General features: G+C 71.6%; 14 protein-coding genes. 8 read left to right on the forward strand and 6 right to left on the reverse strand.

Annotated features, from left to right (window positions below; translation table 11 throughout):
* The first annotated feature begins 85 nt into the window (after nucleotides 1-85).
* Entirely contained in the window at nucleotides 86-1,057 is a 972-nt protein-coding gene (locus tag AB0E88_RS32575; protein WP_361638119.1) for a pirin family protein, read from the forward strand.
* Nucleotides 1,058-1,099: 42 nt separating this feature from the next.
* On the opposite strand, the gene AB0E88_RS32580 is transcribed toward AB0E88_RS32575, so the two are convergent.
* The 3 genes from AB0E88_RS32580 to AB0E88_RS32590 form a co-directional block, all read right to left on the reverse strand.
* Nucleotides 1,100-1,939, reverse strand: coding sequence for a class II glutamine amidotransferase (locus AB0E88_RS32580; protein WP_361638121.1), 840 nt, complete (start codon nucleotides 1,937-1,939; stop codon nucleotides 1,100-1,102).
* A gap of 113 nt (nucleotides 1,940-2,052) precedes the next feature.
* The gene (locus tag AB0E88_RS32585; RefSeq protein ID WP_361638123.1) at nucleotides 2,053-2,571 is read right to left on the reverse strand and encodes a hypothetical protein; all 519 of its coding nucleotides are present in this window, start codon (nucleotides 2,569-2,571) and stop codon (nucleotides 2,053-2,055) included.
* A 292-nt stretch (nucleotides 2,572-2,863) separates the two neighbouring features.
* A complete protein-coding gene (locus AB0E88_RS32590; protein WP_361638125.1) occupies nucleotides 2,864-5,515 on the reverse strand; it encodes a LuxR C-terminal-related transcriptional regulator in 2,652 nt (883 codons plus the stop codon).
* A gap of 303 nt (nucleotides 5,516-5,818) precedes the next feature.
* Here AB0E88_RS32590 and AB0E88_RS32595 point away from each other — a divergent pair, with 303 nt between their 5' ends.
* Both AB0E88_RS32595 and AB0E88_RS32600 read left to right on the forward strand, forming a co-directional pair.
* Nucleotides 5,819-7,732, forward strand: a complete 1,914-nt coding sequence (locus AB0E88_RS32595; protein ID WP_361638126.1) for a glycoside hydrolase family 15 protein — start codon at nucleotides 5,819-5,821, stop codon at nucleotides 7,730-7,732.
* Nucleotides 7,725-9,161 (forward strand): MFS transporter, encoded by a 1,437-nt coding sequence (locus AB0E88_RS32600; RefSeq protein WP_361638128.1) that lies wholly within the window; start codon nucleotides 7,725-7,727, stop codon nucleotides 9,159-9,161. Before AB0E88_RS32595 ends, AB0E88_RS32600 begins: the two co-directional genes overlap by 8 nt.
* Before the next feature lie 21 nt (nucleotides 9,162-9,182).
* Here AB0E88_RS32600 and AB0E88_RS32605 read toward each other — a convergent pair whose 3' ends face one another.
* Nucleotides 9,183-10,043: a YhjD/YihY/BrkB family envelope integrity protein gene (locus AB0E88_RS32605; RefSeq protein WP_361638130.1), complete on the reverse strand. Its 861-nt coding sequence runs from the start codon at nucleotides 10,041-10,043 to the stop codon at nucleotides 9,183-9,185.
* Between the two features lie 324 nt (nucleotides 10,044-10,367).
* Between AB0E88_RS32605 and AB0E88_RS32610 the strand changes: the two genes are divergently transcribed.
* The gene (locus AB0E88_RS32610) at nucleotides 10,368-10,565 is read left to right on the forward strand and encodes a hypothetical protein (RefSeq protein ID WP_361638143.1); all 198 of its coding nucleotides are present in this window, start codon (nucleotides 10,368-10,370) and stop codon (nucleotides 10,563-10,565) included.
* 15 nt (nucleotides 10,566-10,580) lie between these two features.
* Here the strand turns inward: AB0E88_RS32610 and AB0E88_RS32615 are convergent, their stop codons facing one another.
* Both AB0E88_RS32615 and AB0E88_RS32620 read right to left on the reverse strand, forming a co-directional pair.
* Nucleotides 10,581-11,990, reverse strand: a complete 1,410-nt coding sequence (locus AB0E88_RS32615; protein ID WP_361638132.1) for a DUF2252 domain-containing protein — start codon at nucleotides 11,988-11,990, stop codon at nucleotides 10,581-10,583.
* The gene (locus AB0E88_RS32620; RefSeq protein ID WP_361638134.1) at nucleotides 11,987-12,547 is read right to left on the reverse strand and encodes a potassium channel family protein; all 561 of its coding nucleotides are present in this window, start codon (nucleotides 12,545-12,547) and stop codon (nucleotides 11,987-11,989) included. The genes AB0E88_RS32615 and AB0E88_RS32620 overlap by 4 nt, the downstream gene beginning before the upstream one ends.
* A gap of 268 nt (nucleotides 12,548-12,815) precedes the next feature.
* Here AB0E88_RS32620 and AB0E88_RS32625 point away from each other — a divergent pair, with 268 nt between their 5' ends.
* From AB0E88_RS32625 to AB0E88_RS32640, 4 genes are all read left to right on the forward strand, one after another.
* A complete protein-coding gene (locus tag AB0E88_RS32625; protein ID WP_361638136.1) occupies nucleotides 12,816-13,505 on the forward strand; it encodes a DUF308 domain-containing protein in 690 nt (229 codons plus the stop codon).
* Nucleotides 13,506-13,560: 55 nt separating this feature from the next.
* Nucleotides 13,561-14,919 carry a hypothetical protein gene (locus AB0E88_RS32630; RefSeq protein WP_361638145.1) on the forward strand — a complete coding sequence of 453 codons (1,359 nt, stop codon included), beginning with the start codon at nucleotides 13,561-13,563 and terminating at the stop codon, nucleotides 14,917-14,919.
* A 124-nt stretch (nucleotides 14,920-15,043) separates the two neighbouring features.
* The gene (locus tag AB0E88_RS32635) at nucleotides 15,044-15,508 is read left to right on the forward strand and encodes an SHOCT domain-containing protein (RefSeq protein ID WP_361638138.1); all 465 of its coding nucleotides are present in this window, start codon (nucleotides 15,044-15,046) and stop codon (nucleotides 15,506-15,508) included.
* Nucleotides 15,509-15,535: 27 nt separating this feature from the next.
* The gene (locus AB0E88_RS32640) at nucleotides 15,536-15,988 is read left to right on the forward strand and encodes a hypothetical protein (RefSeq protein ID WP_361638139.1); all 453 of its coding nucleotides are present in this window, start codon (nucleotides 15,536-15,538) and stop codon (nucleotides 15,986-15,988) included.
* Nucleotides 15,989-16,100 lie beyond the last annotated feature (112 nt).

Below are 16,100 nucleotides of genomic sequence, written 5' to 3' on the forward strand. Positions count from 1 at the left end.
CATTGCGTGATCTTACGATGTACGTCCTATCATCAACAGTGAATGTTGAAAAACGAACTACCCTTTACGGGGGAGGAGCTGAACGGTGAGCAACACAGAAGCACTGCCCGCCCCCGTCCCGTGCGGCGGCGAGGCCGGCGGTCCGCCACCCGCGGACATCGAGGTCCTCACCCCGCGCGACGTACCGCTCGGCGGCCCCCGAGCCATGCGCGTGCGCCGCACACTGCCGCAGCGCGCCCGGACGCTGATCGGTGCCTGGTGCTTCGCGGACCACTACGGTCCGGACGACGTCGCGTCGAGCGGTGGCATGGACGTCGCCCCGCATCCCCACATCGGCCTGCAGACCGTCAGCTGGCTCTTCAGCGGCGAGATCGAACACCGTGACAGCCTCGGCATCCACGCCTTCGTGCGCCCCGGCGAGCTGAACCTGATGACGAGCGGCCACGGCATCTGCCACTCCGAGGTGTCCACCCCCGCGACGACGATCCTGCACGGCGTGCAGCTCTGGGTCGCCCTGCCCGCGGAACACCGCGACACCGCACGGGACTTCCAGCACCACGCCCCCACGCCGGTGCCGCTCGACGGCGGCGAGGCCCGGGTCTTCCTCGGCACCCTCGCCGGGGACACCTCCCCGGTGCGCACCTTCACCCCGCTGCTGGGCGCCGAGCTGCACGTGGCCCCCGGCGCCACGCTCACCCTCGACGTCGCCCCCGACTTCGAACACGGCGTCCTGGTCGACACCGGTCACATCGTCCTCGACGGGACCGCGCTGCAGCAGGCGGAACTCGGCTACGCCGCCCCGCACCGCACGACCCTCACCCTGACGAACCCCGCCGACGAGCCGGCCCGCCTCATCCTGCTGGGCGGTCCGCCGTTCCAGGAGGAGATCGTCATGTGGTGGAACTTCATCGGCCGGTCCACGCAGGAGATCGCCCAGGCACGCCGGGACTGGACGGAAGGCCGGCGCTTCGGCGAGGTGCGGGGCTACGACGGTGACGCGCTCCCTGCTCCCGAACTGCCGACGGTACCGCTGAAACCCCGGGGCAACCGGAACTGAGCCCGGCGCCGGGGCCGGACACCGAGCGCCCCTGCAGGGGCGTCAGCCGCCCGGCACGGGCCGGAAGGGGTGAAGCGCGTCGCGTCCCGGCTGGACGACTCCGTAACTGCTCTCCGGTACCTCGTTCCAGGCGCCGACGAGTTCGCCGAGAGGTTCGGAGACGACCAGACGGGTCTCGTCGGAGATGTCGTGCAGGAACCCGGTGTCCGGGTGCAGGGCGCGCAGGGAGGACACCTCGGTGCTGAAGTACAAGGATCGCGAGTGGCCTTCGCTGGAGTAGCGGAAGACCCACAGGCGCTCGCCGTCGCTCACCGCGACGGTCATCTGCAGCGGGTGCCGGATGCCGCGGGCGTGCCCCGCGTCCTCGATCAGGCCGGCCATGCGCGCCACGGCACCGGGCGGGTCCTCGGTCAGGCCGAAGGTGAGCGCGAGGAAGAACATGAGCTCGGAGTCCGTGGAGCCCTCGATGTCGGGGTACAGCGCGGGATCGACCGCCACGGCGAGGTCACGCCTGACGAGGCGGAATCCGTTGATCATCCCGTTGTGCATCCACATCCAGTTGTCGTGCCGGAAGGGATGGGAGTTGGCCTGCTGCACGGCCGTCCCGGTCGCCGCCCTGATATGGGCGAAGAAGAGACCCGATCGGACGTGGTGGGCCACCTCCCGCAGATTGCGGTTGTTCCAGGCCGGGCCCACATCCCGGACAACGGCCGGAGTGACCGTCGTGTCCTCGGTGTACCAGCCGATGCCGAAGCCGTCCCCGTTGGTCGTCTCCACCCCCATACGGGAGTGCAGGCTCTGGTCGATGAGCGAGTGCGACGGCTCGAACAGGACCTTGCTCAGCAGGACAGGAGTGCCCGAATAGGCGATCCAGCGGCACATCTCCGATCAGATCCCTTCGTTTGCGGGGACGCCGGGCGGGCCGGCGTCACGGCGCGGGGCCGCCCGCCCGTGAGCGGCACGGCGTGGTGGGTGGCGTCCATACGACCTCTGGGTCAGTGCTTCACGAAAAGCTTGAAAGAGATGATCAGCAGTCCGAGGACCAGGTTGACCAGCGCCGTGAGCGCGAGCATGCGGCCCGGGGCGCCGGCCCGTCGCGCTGCCGCCACCGACCACCCCACTTGCCCGGCCACGGCCACACCGAGCGCCAGCCACAGGGCGCCCGCCACGTCGAGCCCCAGCAGGGGGCTGACCGCCACGGCCAGGGCGGGCGGGACCGCCGCCTTGACGATGGGCCATTCGTCCCTGCACACGTGCAGGACGGTGTGCCGGTCGAGCGGGTTCTGGGCCAGGCGGGCGCCGAACAGCTGGGCGTGCACATGCGCTATCCAGAAGGCCACCCCGCTCAGGAGCAGCAGGGCGACCAGTTCCAGGCGGGGGAAGGAGCCCAGCGTCCCGGCACCGATCACCACGGTGGCGGCGAGCATCGAGCCGTAGACGCCGCCGGTGTAGTCGGCGTGCGTGCGGCGCTCCCTGCGCCGGATTCGAGCAGCGGCCGGGTCGGGTCTCAGCATGACGGCTGCTTTCCCGACGACGGCTCAGGGGGCCCGGGGGCGCCCCGGCCCGCAGCGGCACCGTTGGGACCACCAGGCCGCCGGCCAGGCCGATGCAGCTCGCAGCTCAGGCATCCCACGGTGTCCACCTCGCCGAGTCCATCCCTCCGGGCCACGCCACCCGCACCCGGGCCGGCGGCCGGACGTCCTGCCGCCGCCCCCCATCGCACCCGAAACACCCGCGGGCCGCCTCACCCCCGGCGGGGGAGGGGGCCCGACGGCGCACGACGGCGGGACGGGCCGCCGTGTGCCGTCAGAGGAGTCCCAGCTCGCGTGCCCGCCGCACCGCGTCGCTCCGCCGGTTGACCGCGAGCTTCCGGCAGAGGTTCTTGACGTGGGTCTTCACCGTGTTCAGGGACACGAACAGGTCCGCGGCGATCTCCTCGGTGGACATCATCATCGCGATGCGCTCCAGGACCTCCCGCTCGCGTGCGCTCAACTGTTCGATCAGTACCGGCGTCGGCTCACCGCCGGTGACGGTCGCCCCGTCACCCGGCGTGAGCCAGCCGGTCGCCAGCTCCCGCAAGGGCGCGTGGGCCAGGAACGGCGTGAGCCACCGTCCGGCCTCCCGGAAGGCCCGGCGCAGCCTGTCGCGGCGAGCGGTCAGCAGTGCCTCGGTGAGGAGCCGACGGGTGGCGGCGTCGTCGCCTTCGGCGTACGCGGCCTGCGCCCGCACCAGCAGCGCGCGGACGCGCACCGCGGGGCCGAGGTTTCTCGCGCCGGGTATGTCGTCCAGTACGCGCAACGCCGCCGACCGGTCACCCGCCGCGAGGTGGGCCCGGGCCGCGCCCACCGCACACACCGGCTGCTCGGTGGCCAGCTCACGCAGCACGTCCGCGGCGGCGCCCGGCCGCCCTTCGGCCAGGTGGGCGGCGGATGCGACCAGGGCGGCATGCGCCCGCGCCCAGGGAGAGGCCACGTCGGCCGCCACGTCCGCGGCGGTGGCCGCCGTGGCGGCGCGCGCCCTGCCCCGCGCCAGCAGCAGCCGAGACGTCACCAGGGCCTGGCCGGCTGCGGTCACCGGGTCCGGCGGCTCGCCGGGCATGCTCTGGTCGAGCAGCGTCTGGGCGTGGTCCAGTTCATCACGCTCGACGGCCACCGCCGCCATGACGATCCCCCCGAGCCCGGTGTCGGCGCGGTCGGGCAGGCTGAACCGCTGCGTCTCCGCAACGGCCGCCGACACGTGGTGCCGGGCCCTCTCCGGCCATCCGTTGAGATAGTCGATCAGGGCCAGGTGGACCAGCGACTCCTGCCGGGGGACCGCGGTCGACGCACGGCCGGGGTCGCCCGTCACCACGGTCAGGGCGTCGCGTGCCTCGTCCAGGTGACCCGCCCACAGCCTGGTGGAGCCCAGATGGGTCAGCAGCAGGGCGGGAAGCTCCGGGTGCTGGTCGAGCAGGTGGACGGGCACCTCCCGCTGGAGCTCCCTGGCCGCCTGCGCGGCCTCCTCCGCCCTGCCGGGGGACCCGGACAGCCGCGCGGCCAGCGCCTCCAGCAAAGCGCAGCTCAGATGCGCCGCCGGGGGCCCGGCACCGTCGGCGGCGAGGTGCTCCTTCGCATCCTGCAGGTGGGCCAGACCTCGGTCCAGATCGTGTCGGGACAGGTCGCGGGCCGCCTGGACGAGGTCGGACTCGGGAGTCGTCACGACCGGCTCCATGTGCGCGAACAACCGGGCCATGTCATCGGAGGGCAGGCCGGTGAACAGCTGCCCGATCGCCAGGTCGTCGACCACGGCACGCGCTGTGAAGTCCCAGTCACCCGCGGCGGCGCCGTGCGTCACCATCTCCGGAAGCGCCCCGGACCGGCGCAGCCAGTGTGCGGCCCGCCGGTGCAGCTCCGGCTCGAGGCCGGGGCGCCGCTCGCGGAGATGGACGCGAAGGATCTCCCGGAACAGCGGATGCAGGCGGTACCAGGAGTGCCCGAGGTCTTCGACGAAGGCGTTCACGCGGTGCAGATCGGCCAGGATGAGCGCGGCGTCATGGCGACCGGTCAGCGTGTCCGCCAGGTCGGCGCAGAAGCGGTCCAGCACGCTGACCCGCAGCAGCAGCTCCTGCGTCGCGAGCGGCTGCCGCTGAAGGACCTCGGCCAGCAGGAAGTCGGCGACCGTGCTGTGGCCGGCCTCGAACTCCTTCAGATAACGCTCGGGGTCCTGGCTGTGCTGCGCCGCCATGGCACACAGCCGCAGGCCCGCCGCCCAGCCACGGGTGCGCTCCACCAGAGCGCCCGCCGCCGCGAGGGAGACCCGCAGCCCGTGCAGTTCCAGCAGCTCGGCGGCCTCTTCCGGGGTGAAGGCCAGCTCCGCGTCCCTGATCTCGGTCAGCTCGCCGGCCGCCCGGTAGCGGTGCAGCGGCAGCAGCGGTTCGCTCCGGCTGATCAGGACCACACGCAGACCCGGCCCGGCGTGGTGCAGGACGAACGCCAGCTGTTCCGAGACCTCGGGCGCGGCTTTGTCGTACTCGTCTATCACCACGGTCGCGTCGGTGCTGCCGCTGCTGAGGTGCGCGGCCAGCCGGTTCAGCAGCGTGTGATCCACGTGCCGCGCGTCGGAGGGGAAACCGACGTCGGCGGGCATCGGCACATCCGCCGTGCTCAGCGCCCTGATCAGGTGGGCCCAGAACATGCCGGGCCGCCCGACCGCCGCGTCCACGGTCAGCCAGGCGAGCGGCTGCTCGAGGTGCGCGGCCCAGTCGGCGACCAGCAAGGTCTTGCCCGCTCCGGCGGCCCCGTTGACCATCACCAGCGGTGTCGTCGACGACCGTTCGAGGTGTGCGGCCAGCCGTGCACGCCGCAGGAACGTCAAAGGGGTCGCCGGCAGGACAAAGCGGGTTCGCAGAAACGGATCTCCCAGGGGATCGACGTCCTGACCTGCGGGATGTCGTGTGCTTCCCTCGCCATCCGGTGTCATGGCTCTCACCACCCGGAGGTACGCGGCAGATGTCCTTCCTCCATCACACCCTCTCAGCGCCCGCACGGCCACATAAGGGCCGGTCGGCCCGTGTCCCGGGGGCCGGTCGTCCCCGCCCCGGTGCTCGCCTGCCGCGCCGCGCCCGGCACAGGCCGCGGCGCGGACGCCGAGGGCCCGGGGCACGGATCCGGGCTGCTTCACCCGCGCGGGGTGATGCCGCGGCGGCGCCCCGCACGAACGCTGGACGGGTGCAGGTCGGACCCGCACCGTGCCGCAGGGCATGTCCGCGAGCCGGAGGACGCCGTGAACGAATACCCGCCCATCGCCGACCACGGCATGATCGGTGACCTGCAGACGGCCGCTCTGGTCTCCTCCGGCGGACAGATCGACTGGTGGTGCACGCCCCGCTTCGACTCGCCCAGCCTCTTCGCCTCGCTGCTCGACAGCGAGCGCGGCGGGCACTGCCGGCTCGCCGCGGACCTCTCACCCGGCGACGGCACGACCGTCCGGCAGCTCTACCTGTCCGACACCGCCATCCTGGTCACCCGTTTCATGGCGCCGGAGGGCGTCGGCGAGGTCGCCGACTTCATGCTGCCCATCCAGTCCGCCGCACCGCACGACCAGCACCGCCTGGTCCGGGTCGCGCGCGTGGTCCGCGGCACACTGCCCTTCACCCTCACCTGCCGCCCGCGTTTCGACTACGGCCGCGCCACCCACCAGCTCACTGTCGCCGACGACCACGCGGCGGTGTTCCACGGCCCGGGCACGGACCTCCACCTGCAGTCCACCACCGGCGTCGCCCTGCGCGCCGAGGGCGACGACATCACCTCCCGGTTCACCCTTCACGCCGGCGAGGCGGCCGCCATCGTGCTGACCAGCACGGCAGGGGGCGGATCGGCGCCACCGCACCCGTCGCTGGAAGGCGTCACCGAGGACCTGGAGGCGTGCCGCTCCTTCTGGCTGTCCTGGCTGCGTTCGTGCACCTACCGGGGGCGCTGGCAGGACATGGTGAACCGTTCCGCGATCACCCTCAAACTGCTCACCTACGCCCCCACCGGGGCTCCCATCGCCGCCGCGACGATGGGACTGCCCGAACAGATCGGCGGGGAACGCAACTGGGACTACCGCTACACCTGGGTCCGCGACGGGTCCCTGTCCGTGCGGGCCCTGATCGACCTGGGTTTCCACGACGAGGCGCACGCCTTCCGCCGGTGGCTGCGGGACCGCATCCAGGTACCCGAGACCCCTCAGGGCGACCCGCTGCAGATCATGTACCGCGTCGACGGCGATCCGTACCTCACCGAAGAGGTCCTGGACCACCTCGAGGGATACCAGGGCTCCTTCCCGGTCCGGTCCGGCAACGCGGCAGCGGACCAACTCCAGCTGGACATCTACGGCGAGGCCTCGGACGCCTTGATCGTGGGCGGAGACATCGGCGCCATCCGCGGCTGGAAGGCACTGAGCGACGTCCTGGACTGGCTCGCCGACCACTGGGACCAGCCGGACGAGGGCATCTGGGAGACGCGCGGCGGCCGGCAGAATTTCACCTACAGCCGGCTGATGACCTGGGTCGCCTTCGACCGCGGCATCAAGGCGGCGCACACCTTCTCCCGCCCGGGCGACACACTGCGCTGGACCAAGGAGCGCGACGCCGTGTTCCGGCAGATCGTCGAACACGGCTGGCACCCGAAGCGGAAGGCGTTCGTACAGCACTACGACACCGATGTGCTGGACGCCTCCCTGCTGCTCATGCCGAGGGTCGGCTTCCTCGCACCGCGCGACCCCGACTGGCTCAGCACCCTCGACGCCATGGACGAGGAACTGGTCAGCGACAGCCTGGTCTACCGCTACGACCCCGCGGCGTCCCCCGACGGCCTGCGCGGCTCGGAGGGCACCTTCAACCTGTGCAGCTTCTTCTACGTGGAGGCGCTGGCCCGCAGCGGCAGGCTCGCCCAGGCCCGGTACGCCTTCGACAAGATGCTCACCTACGCCAACCACGTCGGTCTCTTCGCCGAGGAGATCGGCCCCTCGGGCGAGCAACTCGGCAACTTCCCGCAGGCCTTCACCCACCTCGCCCTGGTCACCGCGGCCATGGCACTGGACGAGGAACTGGCCGAGCAGGACCGCAGGCCCCGTGGCACCGCCCGAAGGCACCCCGCGACCCGCGGCCTCAAGGTGCCCACCGAGAGCGCTCCTGTGAGCCCCGGCAGTGACTGAGCAAGCCGCGCGCCGCCCACCGGCCGGACCACGACAGGCCCTGGCCGCACTGGCCCTCGCCCAGTTCATCTGCAGCTTCGCCGGCTCCAACATGAACGTGATGATCAACGACATCAGCGAGGACCTGGACACCACCGTGCAAGGCGTGCAGGTGGCCATCACCGTCTTCCTGGTGGTGATGGCGGCGCTGATGATCCCCGGCGGCAAGCTGACCGACCGCTACGGCCGCAAGCGCTGCTTCCTCACCGGTCTCGCCGTCTACGCGACCGGCGCCCTGCTGAGCGCCGCGGCACCCAACCTGGGCGTGTTGATCCTGGGCAACTCGATCCTCGAGGGCATCGGCACCGCGCTGCTCATCCCGCCGGTCTACATCCTCACCACGCTCCTCAACCCCGACCGGACCTCACGCGCCCGCGCCTTCGGCGTCATCATGGCGCTCGGCGGCATCGGTGCCGCCGCCGGCCCCCTCATCGGCGGACTGATCACCACCGGCATCAGCTGGCGCGCGGCGTTCGTGTTCCAGGCCCTGGTCATCGCCTTGATCATCCTCCTCAGCCGCCGCCTCGACGATCCGCTGCCGCCGGATCCGACCCGGTCGTTCGACGTCTTCGGCGCGGTCCTGTCAGCGGTGGGGCTCGTCCTCGTCGTCATGGGCATCCTGGCCGCCGACAACACCATCTGGCTCACCGTCGCCCTGCTGCTCCTCGGCGCGGCCGTCCTCGCCTACTTCCTCCACTGGGTCCGCGCCCGGGAAGCGTCCGGCGGAGAGCCACTGCTGTCGGTCAGCCTGTTCCGCGACCGTGTCTCCAACCTCGGACTGATCACCCAGAACCTCCAGTGGCTGATCCTGATGGGCACGTCCTTCACGGCGGCGGCCTACCTCCAGACCGTGCGCCACTACGACGCCATCCGGACCGGGGTCGTGTTCACCGCGGCCACGCTGGGGCTGCTGACCGCGTCCCTGGCCGCCGAACGGCTGGCCGTACGGAGGTCGCAGCGCACCCTCATCATGACCGGCTTCATCGTGTGCGACGCCGGAGTGGCCGCCCTGGTCGCCCTGGTCGCCACGTTCTCCACCGCCTGGGCCTTCGTCCCCGGGCTGCTGCTGATCGGACTCGGCCTGGGCGTCATGCTGACGCCGTCGGTCAACCTCGTGCAGTCGCAGTTCCCGGAGAAGCGGCAGGGCGAGATCTCCGGACTGTCCCGCAGCGTGTCGAACCTCGGATCCTCCTTCGGCACCGCCATCGCCGGCACCATCCTGGTCTCCGGACTGACCACGGGGGCCTACGCGGCCGCCATGATCACCCTGGCCGTCGTCGGACTGGGCGGCCTGGCGGCAGCCATGCGCCTGCCTCGAGGAAGCGAGGCCGGGCCCGTGCCCGCGCCGCCGGCACCGCGAGGCACGGACGTGTACGGCAACAAGGACTGACCTCAGCCCGGCCGCCGGGACTCACGTGCGCCTTCGCCGACGCCGGGAGGCGTCGTCGCGCGCTGCGCGCCAGCGCGAACGGGTGTGCTCCACCACGCCCGCCCACTGCTGACGGACCTCGTGTTCGGAAGGCTGCAGGCCCTGCCGGATCCGGCCCAGCTCGTGCCCCACCTCACGCCCCAGCGCGGCGGACGCGACGAGGACGAACATGACCGCGAAAAGAGCCGACAGCAGCGCGAAGACACTGCCGACCACGCCGTAGCGGTCCGCGTAGGAGTTGAACAGATGCGGCAGGTACAAGCCCGCGCCCCACGAGTAGACGGTGGTGAGCACGGCCCCGGTGACCGCGAACGGGAGCAGCTCGCGCCGGGCGATCCGCTTCGCCGACAGGAGCCAGCCGCTCTCCATGAGGAACAGCGAGGTCACCGCCGCTTCGCACACGTCGGCCGGCAGACCGGCCGCCCAGTCGCCGAGCACCGTGGAGATCCACCCGCTGACCACGGCGTAGGCGCCGAAGGCGAGGATCCACCACAGACCGTTGCGCGAGTTGCGCACGCTGAGCGGCCTGAGTTCCCAGGCCTGCTCGAAGAGCCGCTGAGCGGCGCGCGCGAAGCTCAGCACGGAGATGGTCAGGAAGAGCACACCGAAGACGCCGGTGCTCGCGCCTTCGTTCTGCGCGGGGGAAAAGAGAAGGTTCACGGCGTCGGCGCCGGCGCCGCTGAGGTCGTAGCGCCGGATGATCCGCTCCGCGGCGTCGACGTGGACGATGTTGCCGAGGACGACGCCGGCCAGGAGCGCGAGCGGAACCAGCGCGGTGAAGGCGCTCGACGCCAGGGCCATCGAGCGGTCGAACCCGACGACCCGCTGGAAGCGGTTCAGCACGCGCAGGGCGAAGGCAGGACGCAGCCAGAACGTCAGCGTCCTGCGCAGACGCTCGCGGTCGATCCCGGTCGTGGCCCTGCCCTCCCTGACGTGCGCGCACCCGAAGGCGACGTGAGCCTAAACCGCCGTCCGCCCACGCCCGTGGCCGCCACGAGGACCGGTCAGCCAGACGGACGTCTCCTCGCCGCGCACCGGGCGCGACCCCCCGGCCCGTAACTCGCCCGGGTCACCTGCGCGGGGTGAGGCCCGGTGGCCCCGGTACGCGGAAAGCTGGAGGTGAAGCGCCACGAAGAAGGCCACCGGCTGCCGGCGGGAGAGCGGTACATGCGCTACGAGATCCGCGTCGAGGGACACCTCTCGGAGACACTGGCCAATGTCTTCCCGGAGCTGGACCACGTCGTGATCTCCGACGAGACGGTCCTCTTCGGTCCGGTCGTAGACGAGGCTCACCTCTACGGCCTGCTGGGACGGTGCCAGTCGCTGGGCCTGCGGGTGCTGGAGATGCGGCGGCTGCCCGACTGACGGGGCGGCCCCGGCTCACAGGGCGGTCGCGCGCACACGCCCCGAGGCGACAGCCGCGGCGAGGGCGTCGGCGTCCCGCTCGTTCAGATCCGCGTAGGCCTGGGCGAAGACGGTCAAGGCGCGGTCGAAGCGGTCGCTGCCGCCGAGGTAGGCCGCGATCGCGACGGGATCACCGGAGCGGGCGTGGGCACGGGCCAGCGCTGCCCCGCACAGCTGCGCGAAGAGGCGGAGCAGGGACGGGTCCATGGTGTCCGGCTGGGCGATGCCCTTCCAGTCCCGCAACTGGCGCACGTAGAAGTCCCGGCCGACGCCGTCGAACCCCACCGCGTGGGTCCAGCCGAGGAAGATGTCGCTGGTGGTCTGGATCAGCCGCTGTCCGCTCACCACGCGGCGGCCCTGGTTGTCGTAGGGGGTGGCACCGCTGTAGGCGGCGAGCACGGATTCACCGGCCTCCTTGGCCTGCAGCAGCAGGGGATCGTCGTCCCCCTTGCCGAGCAGGAGCAGGATCCAGCAGCGTGTGCCGACGCTGCCGACCCCGACCACCTTGCGGGCCATGTCGACCAGCCGGTAGCGGCGCAGCAGGAACCGGCGCTCCGAGGACAGCGTCCGCGCGTACCCCTCCACGACACCCCGCAGCTCCTTCTCCTGCCGGTCGTCGGACGGGTCGTCCACGAGGTCCCGAAGCGGGGTGACGAGCGGAGGGTCGGGTGCGATGCGCCTGCCCTCGGCCGTGACCCGGGTGAGTTTGGCGAAGGCCTGGAGCTGAGTGCGGGTGCGGGCCTTCGCGGTCGCCTCGGCGGTGCGGCGCCTGGCCTCCTTGGTCATCGACGAGGCCATGAGGTCCCGCATCCGGTCGGCGTCGTCCTGCGCGTACCAGACGTCCAGGGTCGGCATCGCGGCGAACTCCCGCATACGCGTGCGGTAGGCCCGCACGCACGCGAGGACGGCACTGTCCTGTTCCGCGGTGGAGAACCCGTTGTGCCGGCCGGCGATGGCGAACGAGGCGGCGAGCCGTTTGACGTCCCACTCGAAGGGACCGGTGTGGGTTTCGTCGAAGTCGTTGATGTCGAAGACGAGATGCCGCTCGGGCGAGGCGAGCAGCCGGAAGTTCAGCAGATGCGCGTCGCCGCACAGCTGTACCGTCAGGCCGGTGCTCGGCAGCCGGCCGAGATCCATGGCCATGAGGGCGGCGGCGCCGCGGTAAAAGCGGAACGGGGATTCGAGCATGCGGCCGTAGCGGATGGGGACCAGTTCGGGGACCCTTCGGGCGGACTGTCCCTCCAGCACCTCGACCGGATCGGTGCGCTCCCCGTCCGGCTCGAACCAGCCGTGGCAGGACCGCGGGGCGCGTTTGCGGGCGTCCTTGCCGTACGCCGCCCGGTCGGCTGCCGGCAGCACCGCGTGCGCGGTGATCGGTGTCGTCATGGCCGTTTCTCCGCTTCCCTCTCGGCACCGGCTCGCCCCGGCGCCCCCTCCCCTTGTCTGCTCAGGCCCGTGTGCACGGCATAGGCCAGGATGCGCGCCGCGACGCCCACCAGCATCAGCCCGCCGGCCATCTGGATCATGGTCACCACGCGTGCCGCCTGGGAACGGGCGGTGATGTCTCCGAACCCGACGGTGCTGAACGTCGTCAGCGTGAAGTACAGGGCGTCGGTCTTGGTCAGCGCCTCGCTGAAGGAGCCGGTGACCGAACGCTCCAGCAGGTAGTAGATGCCGGCGAAGAGAACCAGATACAGCGCCACGGTGGCGGCCAGCGCCTCGGTGGCCTTCAGGCGCGGGTGCGGCGAGCGCATGACCGTATGCGCCTCCCAGGCGAACACACCGGCCACGGCCAGCAGGCCGCACGCCAGGAGTGCCGTGGTGCCGGCCCGCCCCTCGGGGTCCAGCGGCAGCAGGTAGTAGGCGGTGACGAGGGCGGCCGCGAGGAGACCCGCCCGCGCGAGCGCGAGAGCCACCGCGGGCCGGCCGGGGTGCGTGGGCACAGCCGGCGGCGAGGTGGTGCCATCCACCTTCGCCGTTTGCTCCCAGGAGCCCGAATCACTCATGGCGCGGCACGTCGTCCCTCCGAAACACCTTGTCCCGTTCCCCGGTCCAGCCCACCGTCACGGAGCCCCGTACGGATCACCCGCGGGGGGTGACCCGGCCCGTGGGGGTCGCGCAGGAGCCTGATCGGAAGAGGACGGTGCGAGCAGCTCGCGCACCGTTTCACCCCAGGTCCGCCGCCGGACCGCGTCAGGCGAGGGAGCAGCCATGACCGTGTCGCGTGCTCCGGCACCACCCACCGGATCCGAGCCCCCGCCCGAGGGGGCGGAAGCCGCCAGGGGTGGGGGCCCGGCCCGGCCCGCCGACGCGACGGACGCCGAACTGGACGCGCGTCTGGCGCAGCTCGGCGGTTCCTGGACCTGGCTGCTGGGTTCGGCGGCGACGACGCTGATTCCGGGCATCCTCGTGCTGGTGTGGCCGGACGAGACCCTGCACGTCCTGGCCGTGCTCATCGGCCTGTATCTGATCGCGACCGGCGTCTTCCGGCTGGTCGCCGCGTTCGCCCGGGAGTACGGGGACCGGCACACCGGCCTGCTGATCGCGGTGCTGTACGTCCTGGCCGGTGTGCTGTGCCTGCGCCACCCGCTGCAGACCATCGCGGCGCTCGCGCTGATCACCGGCGCCCTCTGGCTCGTGACCGGCCTGCTGACCGCCTGGGCGGCCCTCGCGGCCAAGGGCCTCCCGCACCGCGGCTACTTGCTCGGCGTCGCCGCCCTGGCCGTCGTCGCCGGTGTGGTGGTACTGGCCCTGCCCTCGGAGTCCGCCGTCGCCCTGACCCGCCTGCTCGGCCTGTGGCTCGTGCTGCTCGGCGTCGCCGAACTCGGGCTCGCCCTGGCGCTGCGGGCGTCACTGCGCAAGAACCGCTCCGTGACCCCGTCCGGCCCGCCGCCGGCCTGAGGTCCCCCACCTGACCTGAGGTCCCACACCTGAGGAGTCCGACATGGCCCCGAAGATGTCCCCCGCGTCCTCCGACCCGGGTCAGGGAGTCGACGCGCCGGTGGTGCTCAGCTCCGAGGAGCACGCCGACTACAAGCGGCTGCGCCGGGCCGCGGCCGTACGCCACCGAAAGACGCGCTACACCGGTGCGTCCCTGCTGCTCGTGGTCGTCCTCCTGCTCGCCCCGCTGGCCGTCGTCGCGGCCTGGGTGGACGCCACGGTCACCGACACCGGCCGGTACGTCCAGACCGTCGCCCCGCTGGCCAAGGAACCGGCGATCCAGAAGACCGTCACCGACAAGCTGACCGCCCGCGTCGTGGCGAACGTCGACGTCGAAGCGGTGACGGCGTCCCTGAGCAAGGTGCTGGCGGACAACGGGGCGCCACCGGCCGTCGTCGACAAGTCCACCGCCCTGGCCGGCCCCCTGCGCAGCGCGCTGACGAACGCCGTGCACGGCATCGTGAACCGGGTGATCACCGGCGACGTCTTCCAGCAGGCGTGGGAGGGCGCCAACCGGCGCGCACACGCGGGAGTCGTGGGCATGCTCACCGGGGACGAGAGCCGGGCGGTACGGGCCCAGGGCGACAAAATCACGCTGGACCTCGGCACCGTGGTCGACCAGGTGAAACAGCGGCTCGTCGACCAGGGCTTCGAGAAGGCCGACGCCATCCCGGCCCCCGACCGCCAGATCACCCTGTTCGAGACCGCCAAACTGTCCAAGGCGCAGGACGCCATGCGGTTGCTCGACATCATGGGTGCCTGGCTCCCGGTGATCACCATAGTCCTGGCCGCCCTGGTCGTGTGGATCGCTCCCGCACACCGGATGATGCTGCTGATCACGGCCTGCGGTGTCGGCATCATGATGATCGTTCTGCTCGTCGGGCTGGCCGTCGTGCGCCGCGTCTACCTCGACTCCGTGCCGGCCACCGCACTGCCCCCCGATGCCGCGGCAGTCGTCTACGACACGTTCGTCCGCTTCCTGCGCAGCAGCACCCGCACCCTGCTGATCGTCGCCGTCATCACCGCCCTGGCCGCCTATCTGTACGGCCCGAGCAGGGTGGCGCGCGGCGTGCGCTCCCTGGCGGGGCGCGGTACCGGAGCGGCCGGACGCGCGCTGCGCGACGCCGGGATGAACACCGGCACGACCGGCCGGTGGCTGGACGGCCACCGTTCGTGGACCACGGGCGTCGTCATCGGGCTGGGGGCTCTGGCACTCCTCCTGTGGAACTACCCCACGGTCGGGGTGGTGGTCCTGGTCGTCGGCCTGGTCGTCGTCGTCCTCGCGGTTCTCGCCGTGCTGGCCGCCGCGACGAGCCGACCCGCGCCCGAGGGGCCCGAGGCTGCCGCCCCCGATCCCGGCCGGGCCGCTCCCTGACCTCCGCCCCCGGACTTCACCCGCGCCGGGTGAGGTCCGGGGGCGTTCGCCGTGTGCACGCTGAGACCAGCCGGGGACGGCGGCAGCAGGCCCGCCCGGAACCGAGAAGAGAGATGAGCACCCCATGGAACTGGCCTACGACTACCCCCTCCTGAGCATGTTCTGGACCATGCTGTGGTTCTTCCTGTGGATCATGTGGTTCGTCCTGCTCTTTCGGATCATCGGCGACATCTTCCGCGACGACGAACTGAGCGGCTGGGGCAAGACCGGCTGGATGATCTTCGTCATCGTGCTGCCCTTCCTCGGCGTCTTCGTGTACGTCATCGCGCGCGGCAAGAGCATGGGGCGCCGCGAGATCGCCCATGCCCGCGCCCAGCAGGCGGAGTTCGACGCGTACATCAAGAAGGCGGCGGGCGAAGGCGGCCGCCCCACGAGCGCCGACGAACTCGTCAAGCTGTCCGACATGCGCGCCCGCGGAGACATCACCGAAGAGGAGTTCCGCCGGGCCAAGGACCTCGTGCTGAGCGAGACCGGTACCCGGGCCGGCTCCGGCGCCACCGGCGCCACCACCGCATCGACACCCCGCTGAGCACGGACCAGGAAACGAGGCACCAAGATGACCGCCACCCACGCGCCCCGGGCCGCGCACTCCACGAAGTTCGCATGGGCCGCCGGCCTGATGACCTTCGCCGCCGTCATGCTCACGCTGGTGGGAATCCTCGACATCTTCCGCGGCATCATGGGGATCGCCGAGGACGACGTGTTCCTCACCACGCGCAACTACGTCTTCCAGTTCGACCTCACCGGCTGGGGCTGGCTCCATCTCGCCCTGGGCGTGGTAGCCGTGATCGTCAGCATCGGGCTGTTCCAGGCGGCGACATGGGCGAGGGTCCTCGGCGTGGCCATCGCCGGGCTCGTCATCATCGCCAACTTCCTCTCGCTGCCGTACTACCCGGTGTGGTCCGTCATCATGATCGCGATGTCCGGGTTCATCATCTGGGCCCTGTGCGTCGCCCGTAAGGAGGACTTCGGCGATCCCTTCGACACCGTGCCACGTGGCGACAGGTGAGCCGCGGCCGGGCGCTCCGCGCACCGGCCCGGCCCCCGGCTGAAGAGGCATCTCCGGTGAAGCGCCCCGACCAGGGAGCGGTGCCGGCGGGTGGGGCCGCTCGTGCGGCCCC

The organism is Streptomyces sp. NPDC028635 (genome assembly GCF_040637635.1).
Lineage (GTDB): Bacteria > Actinomycetota > Actinomycetes > Streptomycetales > Streptomycetaceae > Streptomyces.